24 protein-coding genes are annotated in these 26,180 nt (G+C 32.2%); 11 read left to right on the top strand and 13 right to left on the bottom strand.

The window, feature by feature from the left end:
• Window positions 1-82 precede the first annotated feature (82 nt).
• On the bottom strand, window positions 83-244 hold the full coding sequence (gene rpmH, locus IRZ83_RS09765) for a 50S ribosomal protein L34 (protein WP_008464848.1): 162 nt from the start codon (window positions 242-244) through the stop codon (window positions 83-85).
• A 166-nt stretch (window positions 245-410) separates the two neighbouring features.
• Here rpmH and IRZ83_RS09770 point away from each other — a divergent pair, with 166 nt between their 5' ends.
• Window positions 411-926, top strand: a complete 516-nt coding sequence (locus tag IRZ83_RS09770) for a hypothetical protein (RefSeq protein WP_029272313.1) — start codon at window positions 411-413, stop codon at window positions 924-926.
• Between the two features lie 217 nt (window positions 927-1,143).
• Here IRZ83_RS09770 and IRZ83_RS09775 read toward each other — a convergent pair whose 3' ends face one another.
• On the bottom strand, window positions 1,144-1,806 hold the full coding sequence (locus IRZ83_RS09775) for a YqiA/YcfP family alpha/beta fold hydrolase (protein ID WP_194568407.1): 663 nt from the start codon (window positions 1,804-1,806) through the stop codon (window positions 1,144-1,146).
• Window positions 1,807-2,126: 320 nt separating this feature from the next.
• Here IRZ83_RS09775 and IRZ83_RS09780 point away from each other — a divergent pair, with 320 nt between their 5' ends.
• Window positions 2,127-2,411, top strand: a complete 285-nt coding sequence (locus tag IRZ83_RS09780) for a GNAT family N-acetyltransferase (protein ID WP_029272310.1) — start codon at window positions 2,127-2,129, stop codon at window positions 2,409-2,411.
• A gap of 71 nt (window positions 2,412-2,482) precedes the next feature.
• Here IRZ83_RS09780 and IRZ83_RS09785 read toward each other — a convergent pair whose 3' ends face one another.
• The 3 genes from IRZ83_RS09785 to IRZ83_RS09795 form a co-directional block, all read right to left on the bottom strand.
• Window positions 2,483-4,117 carry an ABC-F family ATP-binding cassette domain-containing protein gene (locus tag IRZ83_RS09785; protein ID WP_194568409.1) on the bottom strand — a complete coding sequence of 545 codons (1,635 nt, stop codon included), beginning with the start codon at window positions 4,115-4,117 and terminating at the stop codon, window positions 2,483-2,485.
• Window positions 4,118-4,479: 362 nt separating this feature from the next.
• The gene (locus tag IRZ83_RS09790) at window positions 4,480-5,655 is read right to left on the bottom strand and encodes a GlmU family protein (RefSeq protein ID WP_194568411.1); all 1,176 of its coding nucleotides are present in this window, start codon (window positions 5,653-5,655) and stop codon (window positions 4,480-4,482) included.
• Window positions 5,656-6,023: 368 nt separating this feature from the next.
• Window positions 6,024-6,278, bottom strand: coding sequence for a type B 50S ribosomal protein L31 (locus tag IRZ83_RS09795; RefSeq protein ID WP_029272307.1), 255 nt, complete (start codon window positions 6,276-6,278; stop codon window positions 6,024-6,026).
• A 248-nt stretch (window positions 6,279-6,526) separates the two neighbouring features.
• Between IRZ83_RS09795 and IRZ83_RS09800 the strand changes: the two genes are divergently transcribed.
• The 5 genes from IRZ83_RS09800 to IRZ83_RS09820 all read left to right on the top strand — a co-directional run bounded on the left by IRZ83_RS09800 (window position 6,527) and on the right by IRZ83_RS09820 (window position 12,584).
• Window positions 6,527-7,057, top strand: a complete 531-nt coding sequence (locus IRZ83_RS09800; RefSeq protein WP_194568413.1) for a DUF4199 domain-containing protein — start codon at window positions 6,527-6,529, stop codon at window positions 7,055-7,057.
• Between the two features lie 9 nt (window positions 7,058-7,066).
• Window positions 7,067-8,023 (top strand): glycosyltransferase family 2 protein, encoded by a 957-nt coding sequence (locus tag IRZ83_RS09805; RefSeq protein WP_029272304.1) that lies wholly within the window; start codon window positions 7,067-7,069, stop codon window positions 8,021-8,023.
• Between the two features lie 162 nt (window positions 8,024-8,185).
• The gene (locus IRZ83_RS09810; RefSeq protein WP_194568415.1) at window positions 8,186-9,913 is read left to right on the top strand and encodes a phospho-sugar mutase; all 1,728 of its coding nucleotides are present in this window, start codon (window positions 8,186-8,188) and stop codon (window positions 9,911-9,913) included.
• Window positions 9,914-9,995: 82 nt separating this feature from the next.
• Window positions 9,996-11,825, top strand: a complete 1,830-nt coding sequence (locus tag IRZ83_RS09815; protein ID WP_194568423.1) for an ABC transporter ATP-binding protein — start codon at window positions 9,996-9,998, stop codon at window positions 11,823-11,825.
• A 57-nt stretch (window positions 11,826-11,882) separates the two neighbouring features.
• The gene (locus IRZ83_RS09820; protein WP_029272301.1) at window positions 11,883-12,584 is read left to right on the top strand and encodes a DUF2971 domain-containing protein; all 702 of its coding nucleotides are present in this window, start codon (window positions 11,883-11,885) and stop codon (window positions 12,582-12,584) included.
• Window positions 12,585-12,757: 173 nt separating this feature from the next.
• Here IRZ83_RS09820 and IRZ83_RS09825 read toward each other — a convergent pair whose 3' ends face one another.
• The 3 genes from IRZ83_RS09825 to IRZ83_RS09835 form a co-directional block, all read right to left on the bottom strand.
• Window positions 12,758-13,480 carry a hypothetical protein gene (locus IRZ83_RS09825; protein ID WP_029272300.1) on the bottom strand — a complete coding sequence of 241 codons (723 nt, stop codon included), beginning with the start codon at window positions 13,478-13,480 and terminating at the stop codon, window positions 12,758-12,760.
• Window positions 13,481-13,562: 82 nt separating this feature from the next.
• Window positions 13,563-16,031: a carboxypeptidase-like regulatory domain-containing protein gene (locus tag IRZ83_RS09830; RefSeq protein WP_194568425.1), complete on the bottom strand. Its 2,469-nt coding sequence runs from the start codon at window positions 16,029-16,031 to the stop codon at window positions 13,563-13,565.
• An 11-nt stretch (window positions 16,032-16,042) separates the two neighbouring features.
• Window positions 16,043-17,737: a M23 family metallopeptidase gene (locus tag IRZ83_RS09835; protein ID WP_194568427.1), complete on the bottom strand. Its 1,695-nt coding sequence runs from the start codon at window positions 17,735-17,737 to the stop codon at window positions 16,043-16,045.
• Window positions 17,738-17,916: 179 nt separating this feature from the next.
• Here IRZ83_RS09835 and IRZ83_RS09840 point away from each other — a divergent pair, with 179 nt between their 5' ends.
• The 3 genes from IRZ83_RS09840 (at window position 17,917) to rny (ending at window position 20,279) form a co-directional block, all read left to right on the top strand.
• Window positions 17,917-18,207 carry a hypothetical protein gene (locus IRZ83_RS09840; RefSeq protein ID WP_194568429.1) on the top strand — a complete coding sequence of 97 codons (291 nt, stop codon included), beginning with the start codon at window positions 17,917-17,919 and terminating at the stop codon, window positions 18,205-18,207.
• Between the two features lie 6 nt (window positions 18,208-18,213).
• Window positions 18,214-18,507, top strand: coding sequence for a cell division protein ZapA (locus IRZ83_RS09845; RefSeq protein ID WP_029272296.1), 294 nt, complete (start codon window positions 18,214-18,216; stop codon window positions 18,505-18,507).
• A gap of 209 nt (window positions 18,508-18,716) precedes the next feature.
• Window positions 18,717-20,279, top strand: a complete 1,563-nt coding sequence (gene rny, locus IRZ83_RS09850) for a ribonuclease Y (protein WP_194568431.1) — start codon at window positions 18,717-18,719, stop codon at window positions 20,277-20,279.
• 81 nt (window positions 20,280-20,360) lie between these two features.
• On the opposite strand, the gene IRZ83_RS09855 is transcribed toward rny, so the two are convergent.
• From IRZ83_RS09855 to IRZ83_RS09875, 5 genes are all read right to left on the bottom strand, one after another.
• Entirely contained in the window at window positions 20,361-21,881 is a 1,521-nt protein-coding gene (locus IRZ83_RS09855) for a PAS domain-containing protein (RefSeq protein ID WP_194568433.1), read from the bottom strand.
• A gap of 147 nt (window positions 21,882-22,028) precedes the next feature.
• Window positions 22,029-22,925: a site-specific tyrosine recombinase XerD gene (gene xerD, locus IRZ83_RS09860; protein ID WP_029272293.1), complete on the bottom strand. Its 897-nt coding sequence runs from the start codon at window positions 22,923-22,925 to the stop codon at window positions 22,029-22,031.
• 79 nt (window positions 22,926-23,004) lie between these two features.
• Window positions 23,005-23,580, bottom strand: a complete 576-nt coding sequence (locus IRZ83_RS09865) for a porin family protein (protein ID WP_194568435.1) — start codon at window positions 23,578-23,580, stop codon at window positions 23,005-23,007.
• 213 nt (window positions 23,581-23,793) lie between these two features.
• On the bottom strand, window positions 23,794-24,426 hold the full coding sequence (locus IRZ83_RS09870) for a porin family protein (RefSeq protein WP_194568437.1): 633 nt from the start codon (window positions 24,424-24,426) through the stop codon (window positions 23,794-23,796).
• 200 nt (window positions 24,427-24,626) lie between these two features.
• Window positions 24,627-25,184, bottom strand: a complete 558-nt coding sequence (locus IRZ83_RS09875; protein ID WP_029272290.1) for an outer membrane beta-barrel protein — start codon at window positions 25,182-25,184, stop codon at window positions 24,627-24,629.
• A 411-nt stretch (window positions 25,185-25,595) separates the two neighbouring features.
• Between IRZ83_RS09875 and IRZ83_RS09880 the strand changes: the two genes are divergently transcribed.
• Window positions 25,596-26,156 carry a porin family protein gene (locus IRZ83_RS09880; RefSeq protein ID WP_029272289.1) on the top strand — a complete coding sequence of 187 codons (561 nt, stop codon included), beginning with the start codon at window positions 25,596-25,598 and terminating at the stop codon, window positions 26,154-26,156.
• Window positions 26,157-26,180: the final 24 nt, after the last annotated feature.

Genomic DNA, 26,180 nt, shown 5'->3' on the forward strand with positions numbered 1-26,180 from the left:
AATGTTGAGAATTTTTTACCGACAAGGTATAAAAAAAGGCGATACTAAAAAAAGTAACGCCTTATTTATGTTTATACAAACATTATTTTTTGTGTCTAGGCTCGCTAGAAACAGTTAATTTATGTCTTCCTTTTGCTCTTCTACGCGCTAGAACTTTTCTTCCATTCGCAGAAGCCATTCTGTCCATAAATCCGTGCTTATTTCTTCTTTTTCTTTTCGATGGTTGAAATGTTCTTTTGCTCATTGCTTTGTATCTTTAAAATGGTATCTAATATCTCTTTTCTGTTTTTGAATATCGTTATTCTAAAACCGAGTGCAAATATACAAAGACTTTTTTTTCTGGCAAGTACTTTAATAAAAATATTTTTAATTCATTTTACTATATTTGCAATCACAAATATACATCTATTATGTTTCATAAAAATATTAAACTTATTTTGGCCGGACTTCTTGTAGTTGCAGGCATTTATCAATTTACAGAGAGTAATATCGGGAATGGTATTTTCCTTATATTACTGACTGCAATTCCAATTTTTCTTTACTTTAAAAATGAATTTATCCTTTTAGCTTTCCTTAAATTAAGAAAACAAGACTTCGAAGGTGCTAAAAAATGGCTGGCATACATTAAAAATCCTGAAACGGCCTTAGTAAGAAAACAACAAGGATACTTTAATTACCTACACGGAATTATGTTATCGCAAACAAATATCAACCAAGCTGAGAAACATTTTAAAAAAGCAATCGAACTTGGACTATCAATGGATATGGATTTAGCAGTTGCTAAATTAAACCTTGCTGGAGTTGCAATGTCACGCAGAAGAAAACTTGAAGCTACTAATTTATTGAACGAAGCGAAGAAATTAGACAAACAAGGCATGCTGAAAGAGCAAATCACGATGATGAAAGATCAAATGAAGAAAATCTAAATTTCTTTAAATTTTAATATTTAAAATCCCAAATTCCAATTTACTGGTGTTTGGGATTTTTTTTATTGCTTAAAACATATAGTTTATCATTTCGACCGAAGAGAGAAATCTCCGCAGAAACTCCCTCGTTCCTCGGGATGACAGATTGCTATTAAATATCTTATACAAACTTTGTCAAGGTTTAAACACTTGGAATTTGGATTATCTAAATTGGCACTTACTTATCATCCAGTATGATCGATGGCAAATTCTCATTCAGCCATTTGTACTTATTCAGAATCATAATATGAGTACCGCCCTTTACAACAATACACTTATCAATATACTTTATAGGAAAAACTTCATCCTGATCGCCGTGAATATGAATTACATTTTCGTCAATTTGGCTCCTATCCCATAAAATAACAGATTCTACTGCCCATTGCAAATAATTGAGATCGCGAACCGCCAGGAACTTCTCATATAACTGAATACGTTTGTTGATTTTTTGTCCAAAAGAATATTTTGCAAGATTTTCGATATTCAAAATTAATTTCATCGGAATTAATTTGTAGGCTTTTGTAGTTTTTCCAATTTTCATTCTCCTCGGAAATTCAGCATTGCTTTTGACACTCGAAATAATAATTACTTTTCGGGTCTTAATATGTTTTGACATTTCCTGAACCAGAATTCCACCAAAGGAAACTCCAATTAAAACAGGATTTTCATGTTTTATATTTTTTGTGATTCGAAGCGCATAATCTGAAAGTGATTCCTTAGGTTTTGGAATTTCCCATTCCAGCAGACACATCTCAAAAATAGTTTCATCTAATTTGATTCTTTCAAAAATGGTTGGACTTGCTGCCAAACCAGGCATAAAATAAACAGGAATTTTACTCATTTGTTAGAAAAGGAATTTTAATTACAGTTTTCAATTTCAAGCTAAAATTACTTCATTTACGAATAGGCACAGCAAATCTTACACCTTAATTCTATATTAAAACAAATAAAATTACAAAAAGACCGCACTACCAGCCGTAGAATACATCTTTAAAAAATAATTTTATATTGAGAATCAAATGATTAACTTTGTAAAACCAATTACTCGTGTTTAGATATTCTTTAAGGAGTTTTTAGAGCGAGTATTTAGCCCCTCAATCTATATTATACGTTCAACCTACTAAAACATGACAAATTATGGAACCTATTGAAACTACTACTATGGAGATCAAAGACAACACGTTTGCAAGACAGTTTGAAACCATAGTCCCTGAAGGATTGATTTCTGTTGAATATTCATTTCAAGAGAAGAAAATTTTCCTAACTAAAATTAATGTGCCCGAAGGTTTTGAAAATCAAGCTGTAATTGACACACTACTTAAAAGCATAATGGAAATTATTGTTGAGAAAAAATTTAGATTAATGCCGATTCACCCAAAAATTGTGCTGTTCATCAAAAAAAATCCAAAGTACAAAGAATTGCTTCCGCCGGGAATTAGAATTTAATTTTTACTAATCTAAAATAAAAAAGGCACAAGAATTATAACTTGTGCCTTTTTAGTTATTTAAGATAAAAATTACTTTTCGATCTCTCTCATAGAATCCATTTTTTTGTGTGCAAGGAAACCTGCAACATCTTCAAAATGTTCTTTCACACGTTTGTTTCCAAATTCAAAAACCTTAGTTGCTAATCCGTCAAGGAAATCACGATCGTGAGAAACTAAGATCAAAGTTCCGTCGAAATCACGCAAGGCATCTTTAATAATGTCTTTGGTTTTCATGTCAAGGTGATTTGAAGGCTCATCCAGAATCAGCAAATTAACAGGTTCTAGCAATAATTTAATCATTGCCAAACGGGTTTTTTCTCCACCTGAAAGCACTTTTACTTTTTTGGTAATATCATCACCATGAAACATAAATGCTCCTAAAATATTTTTAATTTGAGTTCTGACATCACCAACCGCAATATTGTCAATTGTTTCAAAAATGGTAGCATTTTCATCTAATAAAGAAGCCTGATTTTGAGCAAAATATCCAATTTGAGAATTGTGACCAATCTCTACACTTCCTTCATCAATACCAATTTCTTTCATAATGGCTTTGATCATCGTAGATTTACCTTCACCATTTTTACCAACGAAAGCAACTTTTTGTCCTCTTTCGATCACGATATTAGCATCTTTAAAAACAACATGATCTCCGTATGATTTAGAAAGATCTTTAACCACAACAGGATATTGACCCGAACGTGCGGCAGGCGGAAATTTTAATTTTAATGCTGAGTTATCAACTTCATCAACTTGTACAATTACAAGTTTCTCAAGCATTTTTACACGAGACTGAACCGCATCTGTTTTAGAAAAAGTTCCTTTAAAACGATCAATAAATGCTCTGTTGTCAGCAATCATTTTTTGTTGTTCATCGTATGCTTTTTGTTGGTGTACACGACGATCTTTTCTAAGTTCTAAATAATGAGAATATTTTGCTTTGTAATCGTAAATTCTTCCCATTGTAACTTCGATTGTACGGTTTGTAATATTATCTACAAACGCTCTATCGTGCGAGATTACCACAACCGCTTTTGCTGAAGTCAGCAAAAATTCCTCTAACCACTGAATACTTTCGATATCCATGTGATTGGTCGGCTCATCCAATAAAATCAAATCTGGTTTTTGCAGTAAGATTTTAGCAAGTTCAATACGCATTCTCCATCCTCCAGAAAATTCAGAAGTCTGACGCGTAAAATCCTCGCGATCAAAACCTAAACCAATTAAGATTTTCTCGACTTCGGCTTCGTAATTTACTTCTTCAATAGCATAAAATTTTTCGCTTAAATCAGAAACTCTTTCGATTAATTTCATATAAGCATCACTTTCGTAATCTGTACGAACGGTTAATTGTTCGTTGATTTCGTCAATTTCGGCTTTCATTTTGAAGATTTCACCAAATGCTTTTGATGCTTCTTCCATTACAGTCGAACCATCTTTGGTCAATAAATGCTGAGGCAAATAAGCCACAACAGCATCTTTTGGAGTTGAGATACTTCCGGTAGAAGGTTTGCTTTGACCCGCAATTATTTTTAAAAGTGTAGATTTTCCCGCACCATTTTTACCCATAAGGGCAATTTTATCATTTTCATTTATAGCAAAAGAAACATCGCTAAATAATGTAGTCCCACCAAACTGAACCGAAATATCGTTAACTGTAATCATTTAGATTTTAGATTTTTAGACTGCTTAGATTTTTACATTTCAAAGCAAGTATTTTTTTGAAGCTGCAAAGATAGATTTTAATTAGGTAATTAGAAAATGTGACAATTTGATAATTTGTTTAATTAGTGAATATGCCAATTTGACAACTAAATAATTTTCTTAATTAGCAAATGTGGCAATTTGATAATGAGATAATTTTAAAATTCTATGCAAAAAAATGTTTTTATTCTGTTTTTTAACTTGACTTTAGTCCGTTTAATATGTAAAGACATGTAAAAGCCAAACCCGACAGGTTTTTGAAACCTGTCGGGTTTGCTAAAAAAAATTATCTCATTGTCAAATTGACTAATTATCTAATTAAATCAGTCTTTTCTCCACTTTTTAGTTTCTTCAAAAACATGTTCCAGAATCGCTTGTTCTGTTTCATCAAAATCTATATTTCTTCTTGACAAAACCAATCTTGCCGTTTCAAAAGCTTTTTTAGTAACATAAGTTGTAAATCCGGCTGCACCGCCCCAAGAAAAGCTCGGAACAAAATTACGAGGAAAACCACTTCCAAAAATATTAGCACTCACGCCTACTACAGTTCCAGTATTAAACATGGTATTGATACCACACTTACTGTGATCTCCCATCATTAAACCGCAAAACTGAAGTCCAGTTTTAGCAAAACCTTCTGTTTCGTAGCTCCACAATTTTACTTCTTCGTAATTATTTTTTAAGTTTGAGTTATTAGAATCTGCTCCAATATTACACCATTCTCCTAAAACCGAATCTCCAAGAAACCCTTCATGACCTTTATTTGAATTTGCAAAAAGAACTGAATTTTTAACCTCACCTCCTATTCGTGATCCCGGACCAACGGTTGTCGCTCCGTACACTTTAGCCGACATTTTTACCATGGCATTTTCACATAAGGCAAAAGGTCCACGGATTACGGTTCCTTCCATAATTTCAGTATTTTTACCAATATATATAGGACCGCTAGAAGCATTTAGTGTAACAAATTCAAGTTTTGCTCCTTCTTCAATAAAAATATTTTCAGGCGCAATTGTATTAACACTTTTCGGAATTGGCTGTGATTTTCTGTCTTCAGTCAAATACGCAAAATCGTCACGAATTGCAGCATCATTTTTTGAGAAAATATCCCAGGTATGTTCTATTGTCAAACATTCATCATTGTACTGAATAATTTCATACGAATCAAAATCGACTTCTTCTTGATTTTCCGTTGTAAAAAAAGCAATTACATCATCACCTTTAAAGATTGCCTGATTTTCTTTTAAATCAGAAACCATTTCAGCAAGCGTATCATTTGGCAAATACGCGGCGTTGATCATGACATTTTCTTCCATTTCTACCATCGGAAATTTGACAGACAAATAATCTTCGGTAATTGTTGTTATAGTAGAACCTAAACGCGCTTCCCATTTTTGACGAATCGTCATAATCCCGATTAAAATATCTGCGACTGGTCTTGTAAATGTAAAAGGCAATAAAGCATTCCGGACGGGACCGTCAAAAAGAATGTAGTTCATAAAATAGATTTAATATTGTTAAAATTTGTTTGGTTACCGAGACCAAAGTTACAAATATTTATGTGTTCGATTAAATAGGCTTTTATTCAAATTAAGAAAATAATTCTTTTTTTACAGAAATGTTAAATAGTGCAAGAACATGATCTTATATTCATAAATTATTTAACCGCAAAGTGCGCAAAGATTTTTATTCTGCAGTATGTTTAGAAAACACAAAGTTCGCAAAGCTTTTGTGTAGATTTAGCTTTGCGAACTTTGTGTTATTATAAAAACCTCATAGTAATATCTTTGCGCACTTTGCGGTTAAATTTACAATCATAAAAAAAGCCTCCCAAATTGAGAGGCTTTTATATGAATAAAAACAGTTATTAGTTTTTAACGTGTTTTGCATATTTAGTTTTGAATTTATCAATACGTCCTGCAGTATCGATAAGTTTAGATTTACCAGTATAAAAAGGGTGAGATGTTCTAGAAATCTCCATTTTTACAACTGGATACTCAACTCCGTCAACTTCAATTGTTTCTTTTGTATCTGCAGTAGATTTAGTGATAAAAACTTCGTCATTAGACATGTCTTTAAATGCAACTAATCTGTAATTTTCTGGGTGAATTCCTTTTTTCATCTTTTCTTTTTATTTATTGTTTAGAGCATTTTTATTTTGAAGCTTTTTCATGGTTAGAAAAAGGTGTAAACAAAGGATACTCTTTTTTGTTTAAACTTTTAATTATTTTGAGTTTGCAAATTTACAATTCTTTTTTAATATACAAATATTTAGCACACTTTTTTTTAGTTAAATTCAAAAAGCTTTTTTTATCTCCGATTATATTGGGAATTGCTATATTTGTGGATTAATTCTAAACATATATAGATATGATCAATGAAATTATAAAAAAGAATGGTATTACTTATGGTGTAATGATAGGAATTGCATCTGCTTTAATTACCGCTACAATATATGCGGTTGATTTAAATTTATTCACTGCTTGGTGGATGGGCTTAATAGGTATAGCAATAAGTCTTACTATAAGCATCATTTTACTTTCTAAAACGAAAAAAGAATTAAATGGTGTTTTTTCATTTAAAGATGCATTTACTACCTACTTTATTGCTGCAGTAATCGGAATATTAATTTCTACTTTTTTCAACATTCTTTTATTTAACGTTATTGATCCAAGCGCAAAAGATACTTTAAGCGAATTAATGATCAAATATACGGTTGGAATGATGCAAAAATTCGGATCACCTGCTTCAGTTATTAATGAAACTATTGAAAAAATGAAACTTAGTAATCCTTATTCTACTGTAGAATTATTAAAAGGATCTGTTTTTGCAATTGTAATCAGTGCAGTTTTTGGATTAATTTTCGCAGCGTTTTTTAAAAGCAGAACTACTCAAGAATAAAAAAAATAAATGAATTTATCTATACTTATACCGCTTCTAAACGAGGAGGAATCGCTTAAAGAACTCTATTCGTGGATTATTAAAGTGATGCAATCTAACAATTACTCTTATGAAATCATTTTTGTAGATGATGGAAGTACAGATGATTCTTGGAATATTATTGAAAGTTTTTCGAATGAAAATCCAAATGTAAAAGGAATTCGTTTCATGAAAAATTTTGGAAAATCGCAGGCTTTGCATGCTGGTTTTGCAAAAGCAAAAGGTGATGTTATCATTACTATGGATGCTGATTTACAAGACAGTCCAGATGAAATTCCGGGATTGTATGAAATGATTACAGCCCAAAAATTTGATTTGGTTTCAGGCTGGAAAAAGAAACGCTACGACTCTGTTGTGGCAAAAAACCTGCCTTCTAAATTATTTAACTGGGCTGCAAGAAAAACTTCTGGAGTTGAATTAAATGATTTTAACTGCGGGTTAAAAGCATACAAAAATACAGTTGTAAAAAACATCGAAGTATCTGGAGAAATGCACAGATACATTCCGGTTTTGGCAAAAAATGCCGGTTTTAATAAAATTGGGGAAAAAGTTGTAATTCACCAAGCTCGTAAATATGGTGAAACCAAATTTGGAATGGAACGTTTTATAAACGGTTTCCTAGACTTGATTACAATTTGGTTTTTATCTCGTTTCGGCAAAAGACCAATGCATTTATTTGGAGCAATGGGTTCGTTAATGTTTATTATCGGATTTTTATTGGCGGGCTATATCGGAATTTCGAAGTTATACCATATGTATAACGGAATGAAATATAGCTTAATTACCAGCAATCCATGGTTTTTCATTGCTTTGACAACTATGATTTTAGGTACTCAATTATTCTTGGCAGGCTTTCTTGGTGAGATTATTTTGAGAACTAAAAACAATGAAGCACGTTATAAAGTAGCCCGCGAAGTTAATTTTTAACATTAAGATCAGTCTTTATAAAAAGACACATTTTATGGTGGTCTCGATCCCGAAGCTTCGGGATTGGAACGCAAAAGATATAGTGTCCAATAATTACTAGCATATTGGATTAAGTCCTGAAAAAACCTTATCTTTAATTTAAAACATTAAAAAGACATTTACATGAATATAGCACCTAATATTTTGAATGCTGTAAACGAATGGTTAACACCAACATTTGACAAAGAAACACAAGCGGCAGTTAAAGAATTAATGATAACTTCGCCAAAAGAACTTGAAGAAAGTTTTTATAAAAATCTTGAATTTGGAACTGGGGGAATGCGCGGTGTTATGGGCGTTGGAAACAACAGAATCAACAAATATACGCTAGGAAAAAATACTCAGGGATTATCTGATTACTTACACGAAGTTTTTCCTAATCAACCTATAAAAGTAGTTATTGCTTATGATTGCCGTCATAACAGTAATACTTTAGCAAAAGTTGTTGCAGATGTTTTTTCTGCAAACGGAATCCATGTTTATTTGTTTTCTGATTTACGACCAACTCCAGAATTATCTTTTGCTCTTAAATTTTTAGGCTGCCAATGCGGAATTGTTCTAACAGCTTCACATAATCCGCCGGAATACAACGGTTATAAAGTGTATTGGCAAGACGGAGGACAAATTGTACCGCCAGAAGATGCTGCTATTATTAAAGTAATCGAAAACTTAGGATACGATAAAATTAAATTTGATGCAAACGAAAGTCTGATTGAATATATCGATACCGAAATCGATAAGGCTTTTATAAAATCATCTATCGAAAATGCTAGTTTTAATACGCCGGCTGAAGCGAAAGATAACTTACAGATCGTTTTTACTTCATTGCACGGAACGTCTATAAAATCGATTCCTGATACTTTATCACAAGCAGGTTATAAAAATGTACATATTGTACCAGAACAAGCTGAACCAAATGGAGATTTTCCAACTGTAAAATCTCCAAATCCAGAAGAACCTGAAGCTTTGACTATGGCATTGGCATTGGCCGATAAAACAAACTCGGATATTGTAGTCGGAACTGATCCTGATTGCGACCGTCTTGGTGTTGCCGTTAGAAACAACGATGGCAAAATGATTTTGCTTAACGGAAACCAAACTATGGTTTTGATGACTTCTTTCTTATTGAAACAATGGAAAAAAGCAGGCAAAATTAACGGAAAACAATTTGTGGGTTCTACAATTGTTTCAACTCCAATGATAATGGAACTAGCGACAAGTTATGGCGTAGAATGCAAAGTTGGTTTGACCGGCTTTAAATGGATTGCCAAAATGATTAAAGATTTTCCAGAACTTCAATTCATTGGCGGCGGAGAAGAAAGTTTTGGTTTTATGGTTGGTGATGCCGTTAGAGACAAAGATGCTGTTGCAGCAACTTTATTAATATGCGAAGTGGCAGCTCAGGCAAAAGCAGCAGGAAGCAGTGTTTACAAAGAACTTTTACAGCTTTATGTTGAAAATGGTTTTTATAAAGAATTTTTAGTTTCATTGACTAAAAAAGGAATGGAAGGTTTAGAAGAAATCAATCAGATGATGGTTAATTTACGTCAAAATCCTTTAAAAGAAATCAACGGACAACGCGTAATTATGGTTGAAGATTATCAATCATCAATTGCTTTGAATTTATTGACTGGTGAAGAATCTGCAATGGATATTCCGAAATCGAATGTATTGATTTATTATACAGAAGACGGCTCTAAAATTTGTGCAAGACCAAGCGGAACTGAACCAAAAATCAAATTCTATATTAGTGTTAATGCAGCATTAGATTCAGTTGAAAATTTTGACGCCGCGGAGAGTTTCTTAGACGAAAAAATACAAAATATCATTGCAGGAATGCAGTTGAAATAAACAGAATTAAAATACCTTTTTATAAACCCGGCAATTTTTAAAATAAATTGCCGGGTTTTAATGGTAAAAATAACAACCCATAATGAGTAATTTCAAAAAAATAGTTCCTTTTATATATCCATATAAAAAATATGCCTACTTAAACATCTTTTTTAATGTTCTGTATGCACTTTTCAGCACACTTTCTTTTGTTTCGTTAATTCCGATGATTCAGGTTTTATTTGATCAAACCAAAAGAAATACAATAAAACCAGTTTACACCGGAATTTGGGAAGTTAAAACATATGCCGAAAATTATTTAAGCTATTTTATTACCCATACTACAGATACTTTTGGTGTTGGATATACTTTATCTATAATGGTTGGCGGTATTATCGCTATTTTTTTATTGAAAAACGTAGCCGATTATATGGCAATGTTTTTTATTAATTTTCTGAGAAACGGAATTTTAAGAGACATGCGAAATGCGATGTACAAAAAAACCTTAGAATTGCCCTTGGCTTTTTATTCTGAAAAAAGAAAAGGTGATGTTATTTCAAGAATTTCTGCCGATGTTAATGAGGTTCAAACTTCATTTTTAGCCATTTTAGAGCTTATCGTAAAAGAACCATTAACTATTATTTTTACAATTGCTACGATGTTTGCGATCAGTGCAAAATTGACACTGTTTGTTTTCATTTTTATTCCGATTTCGGGATATTTAATTTCATTGATTGGAAAACAGCTTAAAAAACAATCTTCAAAAGCACAGCAGGAACAAGGTTTGTTTCTATCCACTATTGAAGAAACTATTGGCGGACTAAAAGTGGTAAAGGGTTATAATTCTGAGAATTACTTTAATAATGTTTTTAAAAATTCGACCGAACGTTTTTTCAAATTATCAAATAGTATCGGGAATCGTCAGAACTTAGCTTCGCCTGCGAGTGAATTTATGGGAATCACTGTAATTGCAATTTTGCTTTGGTACGGTGGTCAGATGGTTCTGATTGACAAAACCTTGGCAGGAGCTTCATTTATAGCTTATATGGGTTTAGCGTATAACATTCTTACTCCCGCAAAAGCGATTTCGAAGGCCTCTTACGGAGTTAAAAGAGGAAACGCCGCTGCAGAACGTGTTCTTGAAATTTTAGAACAGGAAAACACGATTACTTCTAAAGAAAATGCAATCGAAAAAACAACTTTTGACAACAATATAACTGTACAAAATATAAACTTTAAATATGAAGACGAAACGGTTTTAAAAGACTTTTCTCTTGAAATCAAAAAAGGCCAAACTGTTGCACTTGTTGGACAATCTGGAAGCGGAAAAAGTACAATTGCCAACTTATTGACTCGTTTTTACGATGTTAACGACGGAACAATTTCTATTGACGGAATCAACATTAAAGACATGAATCTGCAATCGCTTCGCAGTTTGATGGGACTCGTTACTCAGGACAGTATTTTATTTAATGACACAATAAAAGCCAATATTGCTTTAGGAAAATTAGATGCTACCGACGATGAAATTATTGACGCACTTAAAATTGCCAATGCTTTTGAATTTGTAAAAGAATTGCCTTTAGGAATTTACACAAATATTGGTGACAGCGGAAACAAACTTTCTGGAGGCCAAAAACAACGTTTATCTATTGCTCGCGCCGTATTGAAAAATCCTCCAATTATGATTTTAGATGAAGCAACATCAGCATTGGATACCGAAAGTGAAAAATTTGTTCAGGTTGCACTAGAAAACATGATGCAAAACAGGACTTCAATTGTAATTGCACACCGTCTTTCGACTATTCAAAAAGCAGATGTAATTGTGGTAATGCAAAAAGGAAAAATCGTTGAAAAAGGAACACACGACGAATTAATTGCTCATAATGGCACTTACAATAAGTTGGTATCAATGCAATCTTTTGAGTCGTAATTTACCAAGTGCAGAACCTTTGTAACTTTGAATCTTTGAATCTTAAAAAAAGAAAAAATGTATCTCAACAATCCGAACATAAAGCTTCCAGATGATCCAGATACAATTGTTTGGAAATACTTAGACCTATCTAAGTTTCTTGATTTATTACTATCAAAGAAACTCTTTATGTCTCGTTCTGATAAATTTGAAGATCAGTACGAAGGTACTTTTAGCGAACCCACTTTTGAAGAGATAAAGAAGCTTGCGATCGACAATCCTGACTTTTTAAAATACTATAAAACACAACGCGAACAAGTTGCCATAAGCAGCTGGCATATTAACGAATATGAATCGTTTGCTATGTGGCAAATTTTTACTCAAAACAGCGAAGGATTAGCCATTCAATCCACAGTTGGCAGATTACAGAAAGCCCTGAATCCAGAAAACAATTTTGATCAATATATAGGTGAAGTAAATTACATTGATTACAAGAAAGAATATATTCCGTTTGATGATTTGTTCTTTCCTTTTTTGTTTAAAAGAAAAAGTTTTCAGTACGAACGCGAAGTCCGTATCATTACAGACACTTCAAAAAGCACTATTAAACTTAATGATGGATTAAAAATCAATGTTGATATTACGCAATTGATTGAAAAAATATACATTCATCCAAAATCAGAAAACTGGTATAAAAAACTGGTAATTCAATTGGTAGAGCGACTTGGATTTGGTTTTGAAATAGAAAAATCAGATCTAGAAAGCGATATTTTGATTTAGAGTTTTTCTTTTAAAAGTTGCTAAGGTTCTGAGGTGCTAAGATTCTAAAATTTTATAAAAGCCCTTTAAAAATTAATTTCAGTTAATTTTTAAAGGGCTTTTATTTTTTTCTCTGTACAATCTAAAAAAACCTTAGAATCTTAGCACCTCAGAACCTTAGAAACTTAAAAAAACTAAATAGGCTTATAACTTTTAACTTCCCATTTTTTAGCAATCAAATCAATGTAGTTATAATGCAAAACATCGTTTTTATCGAATTGACCATTTTGATTAGTATCTTCAATAGTTCTAAAGTATAATCTGTTTTTAGATTCGATTAAGCTCCAATCTACTAATTCCTGAAAATCTTCAGAAACTTTAGTAAAGTTTTCTCCGCTGATATTACTCAAATACAAAGTTTTAATATCGCTGGTATCTATCTTGCCATCTTTATTGGTGTCTGCATCCGCTAAAGTGTACACCATAATTTGATTTTGAGTTTTGTCTGCAACCGGTTTTAAATAAGTCGCCGTTAAAATCAAAGCTGGTTTATCTGTCAAAGGTCGAATTGAATCTGAATCTACTTTTTGGAATTTCAAATTTTGCAGGTAACCTGTAATTTCATATTCTCCTAAATTCGAAATCGTAAAACTCACATCGTTCACGCTCGAAGAACCGTAACGTGACTTAGTTCCTTTTTCAAAAACACGTAAATCTCCAACCGGATGAATTAAATAATTTGTTCCTTCCATCTGAATTGGCAAATCAGCAACTTCAATCTGCGTAGAATCAGTCTTCGAAACAACATTTGTTTTATTTGAAGCATCATAAATTACTTTGGGTTTTTGAGCTTCATCTTTACAACTTGCTAATGTTCCGATGATTACTAACGCTATATATTTTAAGGAATTTTTCATGTATGCTAATTAAATTAGAATATCAAATATAGTATTTTTGATTGTATTTTTTGATTTTATTGAATTTTAGTAAAGCATCGATTTAAAGCCTTGCGTTAATTTTTACATTAAAAACTCTTGAAGTCATATAATTGGGAATCGCATATTCATTTTTAGAATACACATCGCGAACCCAAGTATTGGTTATTGCATTTTGATTATTGAAAAGATTAAAAATCTCTAGTCCTACAGATAATTCTTTGAAATTTTTTAGCCAGTTTGTTTTCGCAATCTTAGTACTGCTGTCTACAAAAACTTTTGCAAAACCAACATCTACTCTGCGGTAATCATTCAATCTGTTTTGATATACATACGGATCAGAATAAGCTGGTGCACCGCCTGGCAAACCTGTATTATAAACTAAATTCAGATACAATTTCACACTCGGAATATTTGGCATATAATCTTGAAAAAGCATGGCAAATTTCAAACGCTGATCTGTTGGTCTGGCGATGTAACCTTTATTTTCATAGTTTTCTTCGGTTTTCAAATAACCAAAACTTACCCATGATTCAGTTCCTGGCACAAATTCTCCATTCAATCTAAAATCAACACCTTGGGCATACGCTTTTGCATTGTTATTAGCAACATAACGAATTCGGACATTATCAATCGAATATACATTAACGTCTGAAAGTGATTTATAATAAATTTCTGTAACCCATTTAAAAGGACGATTCCACATTTTAAAATTATAATCATTTCCCAGAACTATATGAACCGATTCCTGAGCTTTTACATTCGGATTCACTACTCCATCCAAATCACGAAGTTCTCTATAAAAAGGAGGCTGATGATACAATCCTCCAGAAATTCGAAAAACCATATCCATATCCCAATCAGGCTGAATGGCAAATTGAGCACGCGGACTAACCACGATTTGATCTTTGCCCTCAACCGTTGCTCCAGACACATTCCAACTCTGAAACCGCGCTCCAAGATGATACCAAACCTGACTCGAGCCAAGCTCTGTTTTTTTATTAAATTGAGTATACCCAGAAAACCTGTTTATCGTATTATAATTTGTTGCGCGAACATCTTGATACGGCAATAGCGGACCAGTATAAGGCTGATATGGCTGAGTATTCGTTGGCAAAATAACGATTGGCGGATTAATAGAAAATCCAGCTGAATCAATTGCTTCCCATTCTACTACACGATCCCGAATTGATTCTCTGGTATATTTTAAAGCAAATTCTAACTGACTGTCGTTTTTCCATTCTTTGATTCCTTTAATTTCAATATTTGCAATTAAGGCATCTAAATCATTTCGCGCGTGATTAAGCTGAGAACCAATTCCTCGCGTAAAATCAATATTATCAGCCGTTGTTGATTCTTCATCATTTACATTTCCTAATCGATATTGCGCTAAAATGTCAAAATGTTCCTGTTCTGTAGTATGAAATAATGAACCGATTAATTTTAAAGTAAAATCTGGAGAGACTTTATAAGTTGTTTTTAATGCTCCAAAATAAGTATCATATTTATCTTTTTCCTGACCTTCGTAATACACTGCAAGCGCCATTGGCTGATCAATCGTTCCAAATTTTGTTTGACGTGTCAAAGGCTGGTACAAATATTTATTTTGAGAAACATTTCCTAAAAAGCTAATTTGCCATTTTTCAGATATATCATAATTGATATTGGTTTGAACATCTGCAAAAGTTGGCGTATAATTCGTTTCTGTATCTTGGCTATTTACCAGCAAACTATTATTTCTATAGCGAACTCCAGTTACTGCAGACCATTTTTTATTTTTAGAAACGAGATCGACAGCGGCACTGCCACCTAATAAACTTGCTTCAAAAGCAGCACCGAATTCAGTTGGTTTTCGATAGGTAATATCTAGTACAGATGATAATTTATCTCCAAATTTAGCCTGAAATCCTCCAGCTGAAAAATCAACATTTTGAACTAAATCTGTATTGGTAAAACTTAAACCTTCTTGTTGTCCGGAACGAATTAAAAATGGGCGATAAACTTCGACTTCATTTACATACACTAAATTTTCATCATAATTTCCTCCTCGAACTGCATATTGTGTGCTTAATTCATTGTTTGAATTTACACCGGGCAATGTTTTCAGAATATTTTCTATCCCCGCATTTGCACCCGGAATCTTTTTAATTGTTGCGGCATCAACTGTTACAATGCCCTGAACGCGTTTTCTGTTTTTAGAAGAAACAAAAACTTCTCCCATTTGTTCTTCAGAGTTGTTCATTCTCGGATTAAAAATGAAAACTTCATTCGATTTTAAGCTTACCGAAAGGCTCATCATTTTTAAAGAAATATGGGTAAAAATTAAGGAAACTTTTTTATTTGAAGGAACATCAATTTCAAAAAAACCATCAGAGTTTGATTGAGTTACAATACCCAAACAAGCAATATTTACATCTGCAACAGGGCGATTTTCGTTATCTAAAATAACACCTTTAACATGAGCATTTTGAGCAAATGAAAAATAACCAATGCATAAAAAAAGAAAAACGAATATTAACTTACTATTATTCAAACGTTTTGATTTTATTTTTGTTGACTTCTAAAAAAATGAGTTTCAAAGATAGCAACATTGCCAACATTATCAACCACTTCAATTTTTAAATCATTTGGACCTTCTGCTACTACTCCATCATCGAAATTATGTGTAATTTTTCGAGTTTTATTATCGTACTCCAATAAAATCCAATTTCCGTTTAGATATCCATTGTAAGATTTAATTCCCGATAAAGAATCTCCAATTGTAAATTGAATTTTTTTCATATCATCAATCACTTTATCTTGAATAGGTTTTATTACTGTAATTACGGGCGGAATAGTATCAAGCACCAATCCGAATTGGCCTAAAGTTTTAGATTTGGCAGTAAAAACATCTCCTTTTCGAGTTGTGCCATTATAACTGCTGCTTTTTCCGCTGATTCTTCCAATGAAAAGCTTATCTCTCAAACTTTCAGAATAACTACTGTCTTTAATCGTTATGGTGAAATTTGAATGCACTGGAACAACATCGTCGTGAATATAGATTCGGTTATTTTTTACATCAAAATTCAAATTAAAATCATCGTAAAAAGTACCTGCCGGAAAAAATACAGACATATTATCTTTTTCGAAATTAGAATCTTTATTCACTTTAATAAAATACTTTGAAGTTACAGGTTCTTCGCTTACAACTGGCGCCGCTGCATCGTATTCAATGGGAATTGTAATCGAGCTCAAATTTCCAAAAAAATCAGAAACTTCGATTCGGTAAGTCGAAGCTAAATTTGGATCGACCGGCACAATACCGCGAAGTGAATCTGTTTTAATAATACTCAGCGCATAAGGCGTTTTCATAAAAAGCTTTTGCACACGCTGACCTGACTTTTTATATCGAGGATAATCGATCAAAGCATTTATAAATCGCATTTCATCGAATGAATAGGTATTAAATTGGTAATTGTAATTTTGATTTCCGTTTAAAAAAGTAGAAACATTAAAGACTCCGTTTTTATTTCCTGAAACGTCATCAAAGTCAACTGCATTAATTCCAAAACCAATTTTTCCATTTGCTTTTACCTTGCTTGCTAAATAAGTTCCGTCTTTTTGAAGTGCAAGATTCAATAATAAAGGCTGTTTGGATTGATTCGCAGTTGTACCATCTAAAGGATAAACAAAAACACTAGAAATCGTAGGCTTTTTAGTATCTTTTATGTTTTTATCAAATCCAAAAAAGATCGGATTGATCACAAATTCTGTTTTGGTATCACGAAATTCAAAATGCAAATGCGGACCTTCAGAAGACCCAGTATTTCCCGAAAGCGCAATTAGCTGTCCTTTTGTTACGGGTAATTCTCCAGGTTTTAGGAACATTTCAATTTCATATGCTTTTTCTTTATAATGTGTTTTTAAGACATAATCTTGAATTGGGCCAATTGTGGTTTGCAAATGTCCATATACAGAAGTGTAACCATTAGGATGCGTTATATAGATGCATTTGCCATTTCCAAAAGTCGAAATCTTTATTCTCGAAACGTAACCATCTGCAACTGCGTAAACATTTAAACCTTCTCTTTGATTCGTTTTTAAATCGAAACCTGCATGAAAATGATTCGGTCTCAACTCGCCAAAATTACCCGAAAGCTGCATTGGAATATCAAGCGGAGAACGAAAATAATCTGTAGGATATTGAGTTTGAGCAAAAACAAAATGACAAAAAAACAAGGTAAGTATTGAAAATCTCATAAGCAACATTTTTGCTAAGATAAAAAAATATGACGCCAAAAACGAGTAAAAAGCTACAAAAATACAATTGATTGAAATTCATTTATTTGTCTATTTTTAATGCAAAAAAATCGATAAAAAATTGCATTAATAAAAAGGAATACTAACTTTGTATGATTAAGTAATGAATAGGATTTATAATGAGTGTAATTGCCGAAATAATTGATACTCTTGAATATAAAGTCGACAAGCTTTTTGAGAAATCAAAAGGGTTGGAGAAAAACAATCAGGTTTTACGATTAGAATTAGCCAAAGCTGTGCAAATTATCCAGAAACAATCTGAAGAAATTGAAGCTTTGAAGAAGCAATATGATACACTTAAAATAGCCAATTCGTTGCTCGGCAGCGACAATAACAAGAGAGAGACAAAGCTTAAAATAAATTCATTAATTCGCGAAATTGATTACTGCATAGCACAACTATCAGACTAGTAAAATATGGACGGAAAGCTTAGAATCAAAATATCGATTGCAGACCGCGTTTATCCGTTAACGGTTGAACCTGCTCAGGAAGAAGGCCTTAGAAGTGCTTCTAAAAAAATCGATGCTATGATTAAGCAATTCGAAGAAAATTACGCGGTTCGTGACAAACAAGATGTATTGGCGATGTGCGCATTACAATTTGCATCACAGGTCGAACAAAAACAAATTGATAACGCAATTGATGGCGAAGATACCATCGAAAGGATTAAAAGATTAAATTCGCTATTAGATCAATATCTCGAAAATTAAACGTTCTTTACAGAAACTAAGATACTGCCTACATTAGTTCACAATTGGTAAACTCAACACTAACAAATTAAAGTGAGTGAATCGTCGCTACTATAGTACGTCCCGATTTTATTGGGAAAACTTGAACAGTGAGTTAGCTCAAAACTTGTCTTTACGAGTTTATTCAAGCAATTAATGTAGGCTTTTTTTATATATAAATTTTAACAAACATGGACATAATAACGATCATTATTTCAGGTATTATAGGTATTGCAGCAGGTTTTGGAATAGCTAAAATTATCGAAAAAAGCAATATTTCTAATCTAATCAAAAATGCAAAAAAAGAAGCAGCTTCAATTTTAAAAGATGCTAATTTGGAAGCTGAAAATATTAAAAAAGATAAAATTCTTCAAGCAAAAGAACGTTTTATAGAATTAAAATCAGAACACGAACAAGTTATTTTAGCTAGGGACAAAAAAGTAGCTGAAGTAGAAAAAAGAGTACGCGATAAAGAATCACAAATCTCAAATGAGCTTTCTAAAGCTAAAAAAGTAAACGATGATTTTGAAGCTAAAACACAAGAATACGCTAATAAAATTGAGGTTTTAGACAAAAAACAAAGTGAAGTTGACAAACTGCACAAAAGCCAGTTACAACAATTAGAAGTAATTTCAGGACTTTCTGCAGAAGAAGCAAAAGAGCAATTGGTTGAAGGCTTAAAAGCTGAAGCTAAAAGCAAAGCGATGTCGCACATTCAAGACACTATTGAAGAGGCTAAACTTACTGCACAGCAAGAAGCTAAGAAAATTATCATCAACACTATTCAAAGAGTTGGAACAGAAGAAGCGGTCGAAAACTGTGTATCCGTTTTCAATATCGAATCTGATGATGTAAAAGGTAGAATTATTGGCCGTGAAGGACGTAACATTAGAGCTCTTGAAGCGGCAACTGGAGTTGAAATCATTGTTGATGATACACCAGAAGCAATCATTCTTTCTTGTTTTGACCCTGTTCGTAGAGAAATTGCTCGTTTGTCATTGCACAAATTAGTAACTGACGGACGTATTCACCCAGCGAGAATTGAAGAAGTTGTTGCTAAAACAGCAAAACAAATTGATGATGAAATTATCGAGGTTGGTAAACGTACTGTTATTGACTTAGGAATTCACGGTTTACATCCAGAGTTAATTAAAGTTGTGGGTAGAATGAAATACCGTTCTTCTTACGGACAAAACTTATTACAGCACTCGAGAGAAGTGTCTAAACTTTGTGGTATCATGGCTGCCGAATTAGGCTTAAATGTAAAATTAGCTAAACGAGCTGGTTTACTTCACGATATTGGTAAAGTTCCAGATACTGAAAGCGACTTGCCTCACGCATTGTTAGGTATGCAATGGGCTGAGAAATATGGTGAAAAAGAAGAAGTTTGCAATGCAATTGGAGCTCACCACGACGAGATCGAAATGAAGTCATTATTATCACCTATCATTCAGGTTTGTGATGCTATTTCAGGCGCTAGACCAGGCGCTAGACGTCAGGTTTTAGATTCATACATTCAGCGTTTAAAAGATCTTGAAGAAGTAGCTTACGGATTTTCTGGCGTGAAAAATGCTTATGCAATCCAAGCTGGTAGAGAACTTCGTGTTATTGTTGAAAGCGAAAAAGTTTCTGATGATAATGCTGCGAATTTATCTTTTGAAATTTCACAAAAAATTCAAACTGAAATGACCTACCCAGGTCAAGTAAAAGTAACTGTAATTAGAGAAACAAGAGCGGTTAATATCGCTAAGTAATCCCTCTATTTAAATAACAACAAAGGCTATCCGAAAAGATAGCCTTTGTTGTTTTTATATATCAATTTAAAATTTTATTTCTTAAATATCACCAAAGATAATTTTAAAACTTGTTCCTACTCCTACTTGGCTTTCTACACAAATACTTCCCTTCATCGCTTCTATTTGATTTCTTGTAATATACAAGCCAATTCCACGTGCTTCTTCGTGTTTGTGAAAGGTTTTATACATTCCGAATAAAAGATCGCCATGAATAGCCAAATCGATGCCTAAACCGTTATCGCTAATCTTTAATGACTTATGTCCTTCGGGTTCAATTGCAAAATCGAATACAATCAACGGATCACGATTTGGATGCGCATATTTTATTGCATTTGTTGTAAAATTCAGCAAAACACTTTCAAGATAAGCAGGATTAAAATTAATCGTTAGATAATTTGGTACGTTATTTATTATCTTAACATTCTTGCGCTTATCATATCCTTTGATGGTCGAAATTGTTTTTTCGATATATTCGCAAAGCTTTAAAGGAACAACTGCAATATTAAGATTGCTTTGCGTTTTAACAATTTGCGTTAGATTTGAAATTGTATCATTAAGATCGTTAGAAACGGTTCTTAAGTGCTCCAACATTTCGCTGATAGTTGTTTTATCGATATCGGCGTCAATAAAATCTAAAATCGATTTAATATTACCCGCCTGAGTATTTAAGTTATGGGAAACAATATGCGAAAAGTTCAGTAATCGGCTATTTTGCTCACTGTACAATTTCATTGTTTTCATTAATTCTAATTCTTTTTCTTTCTGCAAAGAAACATCCGTATGCGTTCCTATGACACGCAATGGTTTGCCTCTTTCATCTCTTTTGATCACTTTTCCCCGATCGAGTATCCATTTATAATTACCGCTGGAAGTCATTACACGATGGTAATTTTCGTAATACGGAATCTTATTATCGAAATGCTCATGAATATCTGAATAATATTTAGGAAGATCATCAGGATGAACAATTTTATCCCAACGCTCCGGATCATCAAAAATATCTGTTGATTCTACTTCTAAAATTTTAAGTGACAATGAAGAATAAAAAACACGATTTGTAACCATATCCCAATCCCAAATACCAACTGTAGAGGCATCCAGCGCAAACTGAAAGCGCTCTTCAGAAATTTGCAGTTTTTCTTCTTTCTCTTTTAAATGGGTAATATCAGAAACATGGCCAAAAAAGCTGACACAGCCTTTTGGAGATAATTCGGTTTTACAGCAAACTTTAAACCACCGTAATCCTTTTTTAGGCAAAATGGCTCTAAACTCAATTTCCCAAGGTTTTATTTCTCTGCGTGCTTTGACTAAGGATTGAAAAAATAGTTCTTGATCTTGAGGAAAAATTCGGTTGTATATAATGGGGAATATATCATTTTTAAAATCTGAAACTGAAAGCTCAAAAACATCTTCGACTGATTTACTTACCAGAGGAAAAGAGTAATTATTGTCTTCATCAATGACAAACTGAAAAAGCAAACTGGGCATTTCTGCCAATAATTTTTTGTAAAAATTATTCACTTCTAAACAATCTTCATTTCCGTATAAATCAAAAACCATATAACTACATTATTTACGCAAATTGAATGATCAAAATAACATTAAAAGCAAAAAAAACGTCATTCATCGATTTTATTTACCTTTAACAGAAAACATAATACAATATATTACTTTTAAAGATAAAACACGCAGTATCAAGCAAAAAAATCATTTCCTAGGATGAAAAGAATGCATAACTTCTTTTAAAAAACTTCTATCCAAATGCACATAAATCTCTGTAGTAGTTATTGATTCGTGACCCAGCATTAATTGAATAGATCTTAAGTCGGCACCATTCTCCAGCAGGTGTGTAGCGAAGGAATGACGCAGTGTATGCGGACTAATATTTTTGTTTAAATTAATTTTTACTGCCAGATCTTTTATAATCGTAAAAATCATCGCACGCGTTAATTGATTTCCTCTTCGGTTTAAAAACAAAGTATCTTCAAAACCTTTTTTTATGGTAAGATTTACACGCACATTGTTTTGATAAATCTTAATATATTTTTGCGTTAATTTTCCAATTGGAACGAAGCGTTCTTTATTTCCTTTTCCGGTTATTTTAATAAAACCTTCATCAAAAAACAGATCCGATATTTTAAGAGAAACCAATTCTGAAACACGAAGACCACAACCGTACAGAGTTTCCAGCATTGCGCGATTACGCTCTCCTTCATTACTGCTTAAATCTATTGCAGCAATTAGAGCATCTATTTCCTGAACCGCTAAAGTATCAGGAAGCTTTCGTCCTGTTTTTGGTGTTTCAATTAATTCGAGCGGACTATCGTTTCTATAATCTTCAAAAACTAAATAAGAAAAAAAACTTTTCAAGCCAGAAATTATCCGAGCCTGCGAACGCGGATTTACTTGTTTGGAAACATCGTAAATAAATTGCTGTAAAATTTCATCCGTAATTTTTACTGGTGAAATTTCAATATTATTAGTTTCCAAAAAAAGGCACAAGCGCTCAATATCAAAACTATAATTTTCAATCGTGTTTTTAGACAAACCTCTCTCGATTCGTAAATACGACTGAAAATCTTTTATATACTTGCTCCAATTCATAGCTACAAAGTAAGGAATTTTTAGGCATAAAAAAACCTTCCTGAATTAGAAAGGTTTAGTTTGTTTTATTTATAAAATATTAGAATTTATAAGCTAAAGTCAAAGCTAAAACACTATTTTTCGGACTATCAAAATATTCTTCTGTATCATTAACATCGTAATCTGCGATATTTGACAAACCAACAGTATAACGAAGACCAACAGAGACATTGTCTGTAAAGTTATAACCGGCTCCAAAATTAAATCCTGTATCTACAGATTTAAAACTGTCCTTAACATCATTCCCTTCTTGTTTAGCTGACACTAAAAATCCTAATTGCGGACCAGCCTCAACTGTAAATTGTTTTGTGATATAAAACTTAGCTAAAACAGGAACATTTATATAATTTAATTTAGTATCAAATTCACCAAAAGAATCTTCCAATTTAGCACCTTGAGTCGAAAACAAAACCTCTGGCTGAATAGATAATCTTTCAATAATTTTAATTTCAGCAAAACCTCCAAGTTGAAAACCCACTAAAGATTTAGCATCCCAATAATTTCCTCCAGCAAAAGTAGTTACGTTAAGACCTCCTTTTACTCCAAATCTTGTTTGCTGTGCATTCGCAAATCCAAATGCCATAATTGCAAGTACAGTTAAAATAATTCTTTTCATTTTTAATTTGTTTTGGTTAAAAATTAATTGAGTAAATATAAATATATACTTATTAAAAAATTATTTGCATTTTAATAAATAAAATAGTAATTAAAGCCAAAATCTTACCAAAACAAACAATTTAAAGAGAAAATGTTAATTACCGATAATATTATAAAATAGAAAAGCCTTCTCTAAATGAAGAAGGCTTTATAAAAACATTGAACTTTAATTTTAAAATTTATATCCAACAGATATCGAAAGAACATCATTACGCATTCTTATTTGTCTTTCGCCTTCAAAAACATTATTTATACTTGGATAGTATCTTATTTCATTGGACATACCAAAATGATATCTCATTCCGGCTGTTATATTTTTTGTTAAATCATAACCAGCTCCAATATTTAAGCCAATATTTTGTTTTTGATAGATATCTTTAGCATTCCCGCTTCCAGAAAGAAATTCTGTTCCGTTTCTTACTTCATATTTGCCTTTAGCCGATAGTAAAAAACCAACTTGTGGCCCTGCCTCAAGACTCAATTTATCTATAACATAATACTTAGCCATAATTGGAATATTCAGATAACTCGAATTTAATTCCTGTTTATACAAATAATCAACTCCAGACTGTTGATATTTTCCACCCTGAGTAGAAAACAAAAGTTCTGGCTGGATATAAAATTTATCTGTAAGCTTAAATTCCGCAAGACCTCCTAATTGAAAACCAAACTTTGGCGTTTCATTTTCAATATTTCCTTTTAAACTAGATAAGTTAAATCCTCCTTTTAATCCAAACTTAACATTTTGTGCATTTGCAAAACCAAATGTTATTACTGCTAAGGCAACTACAATATTTTTCTTCATAATATTTTATTTATAAGCGCAAAACAAACTTAATTGTCAAAAAAAAATTATCTCCAAAAGAAATTATACTATTAAAATAAGCCAAAACAGCATTTCAATAGAAATCAATCTCAGATAGAGAAATAAATTAGCATTAAGATTATATGCAAAAAAGGCCTCCCCTACAATTTAGGAAGGCCAAAAAAAACTAACTAATAATTTTATTTAAACTTATATACTACTCCAAAACTTACGTTTCTTAAGTCAGTACCAATACCAAAAGAATTTGTTTTATCAGCACCATGACCACCATTGTTATTTACACTGTATCCTAAACCAGCCCAAGTAGCTTCGATAGCGAAATGGTTAGATAAGAAATAGCTTAAACCTAATCCAACATTTACACCAAATTCATTTGTTTTAAAATCCCCAGATTTACTGTTAGTAAAATCAAGTCCAGCCTGACCGTATACTGAAAATTGAGAAGCAGGAGTAAAATAGTATCTACCAAAAGCTCCGGCTGTAAATGAATTTGCTTTATTATCACCAACTTTAACTGAACCAAAACCTAATTTTCCTCCAAGTGCAATGTTTTCAGATACGAAGTACCCAACACTTGGCTCAATTTCAAATCCACTAGATTTTGCATCGCCTGTTTTTTCAGAACCTATGTTAAAAGCTCCAGAAATAAATGTGTCTCCTTTAGTAAATCCAGTTGTTTGCGCGTTAGCAAATGTGAAACCTAATACTGCAATAGCAGTTAAAAAAATCTTTTTCATTTAATTTAAATTTTGTTAGAGCAACAAAATTAAAGTCTTTTCTTACTAAAAAATTCAATATAAGTTTATTGAATATCAAAATAAGACAAAAAAATTTAGTCAATATCAGGATCTCGTTAAACATTTCAATTAAGTTGTCCTTAAAAAATTGAAACACAATATAATAATAACCTTATTAAATTTTTACATAATGAAAATTAATTTGAAATCTAATTCTTATTAAATAGTGAATTCGAAAACGCAAACAAACAAGAAATAACGGCTTTAAATAGAGCATTTTAAAAGATCAAAACAAAAAAACATGGGAAAATTATTAATTATTTAATCTAAAATAGAAAACAATAAAATCATAATTCTGTAGTTTTGACTTATAGATAACATTAAATAATACCAATTTTTAAAAACAATTTTATGAAAAAAATACTTTTAGCAGCTGTATTGTTCCTTGCAACATCAGCTACAATACAAGCACAATTATTAAAAATCGGGGTTAAAGCTGGGGTTAACTTTGCAAATCAAACTGGAGATGCTAGTTTTGATGGAATAGATTACAGCAAAGATGGAATTACTAGCTATCACGCAGGTTTAGTCGCTGAAATTAAACTTTTAGAAAAATTCTCTATTCAGCCTGAGCTTTTATACTCTACTCAGGGTGCTACTTACAAAAATGCTGTTGAAGAATTTAAAAATGAATTAGGATATTTATCTATCCCTGTAATGGCTAAAATTTATGTAACTAAGTCGTTGAGTTTAGAGGTTGGACCACAAGCTTCATTTTTATTAAGCAATAAGGAAGAATTTGATGCGCAAGATCCTAAAACTTTTGACTTTGCTATTAATGCAGGTCTGGGATTAAAAATTACTGAAGGAATCTTTATCCAAGGCCGTTATGGATTTGGTTTAACTGAAGTTTCTTCTCACGCAGATCTTAAGAACTCTGTATTCCAACTTTCTGCTGGATTCATGTTCTAAGATAATATCACATAGTTTTCTAAA

It is taken from the genome of Flavobacterium sp. JLP (assembly GCF_015350755.1).
In the GTDB taxonomy this organism is placed as follows: domain Bacteria; phylum Bacteroidota; class Bacteroidia; order Flavobacteriales; family Flavobacteriaceae; genus Flavobacterium.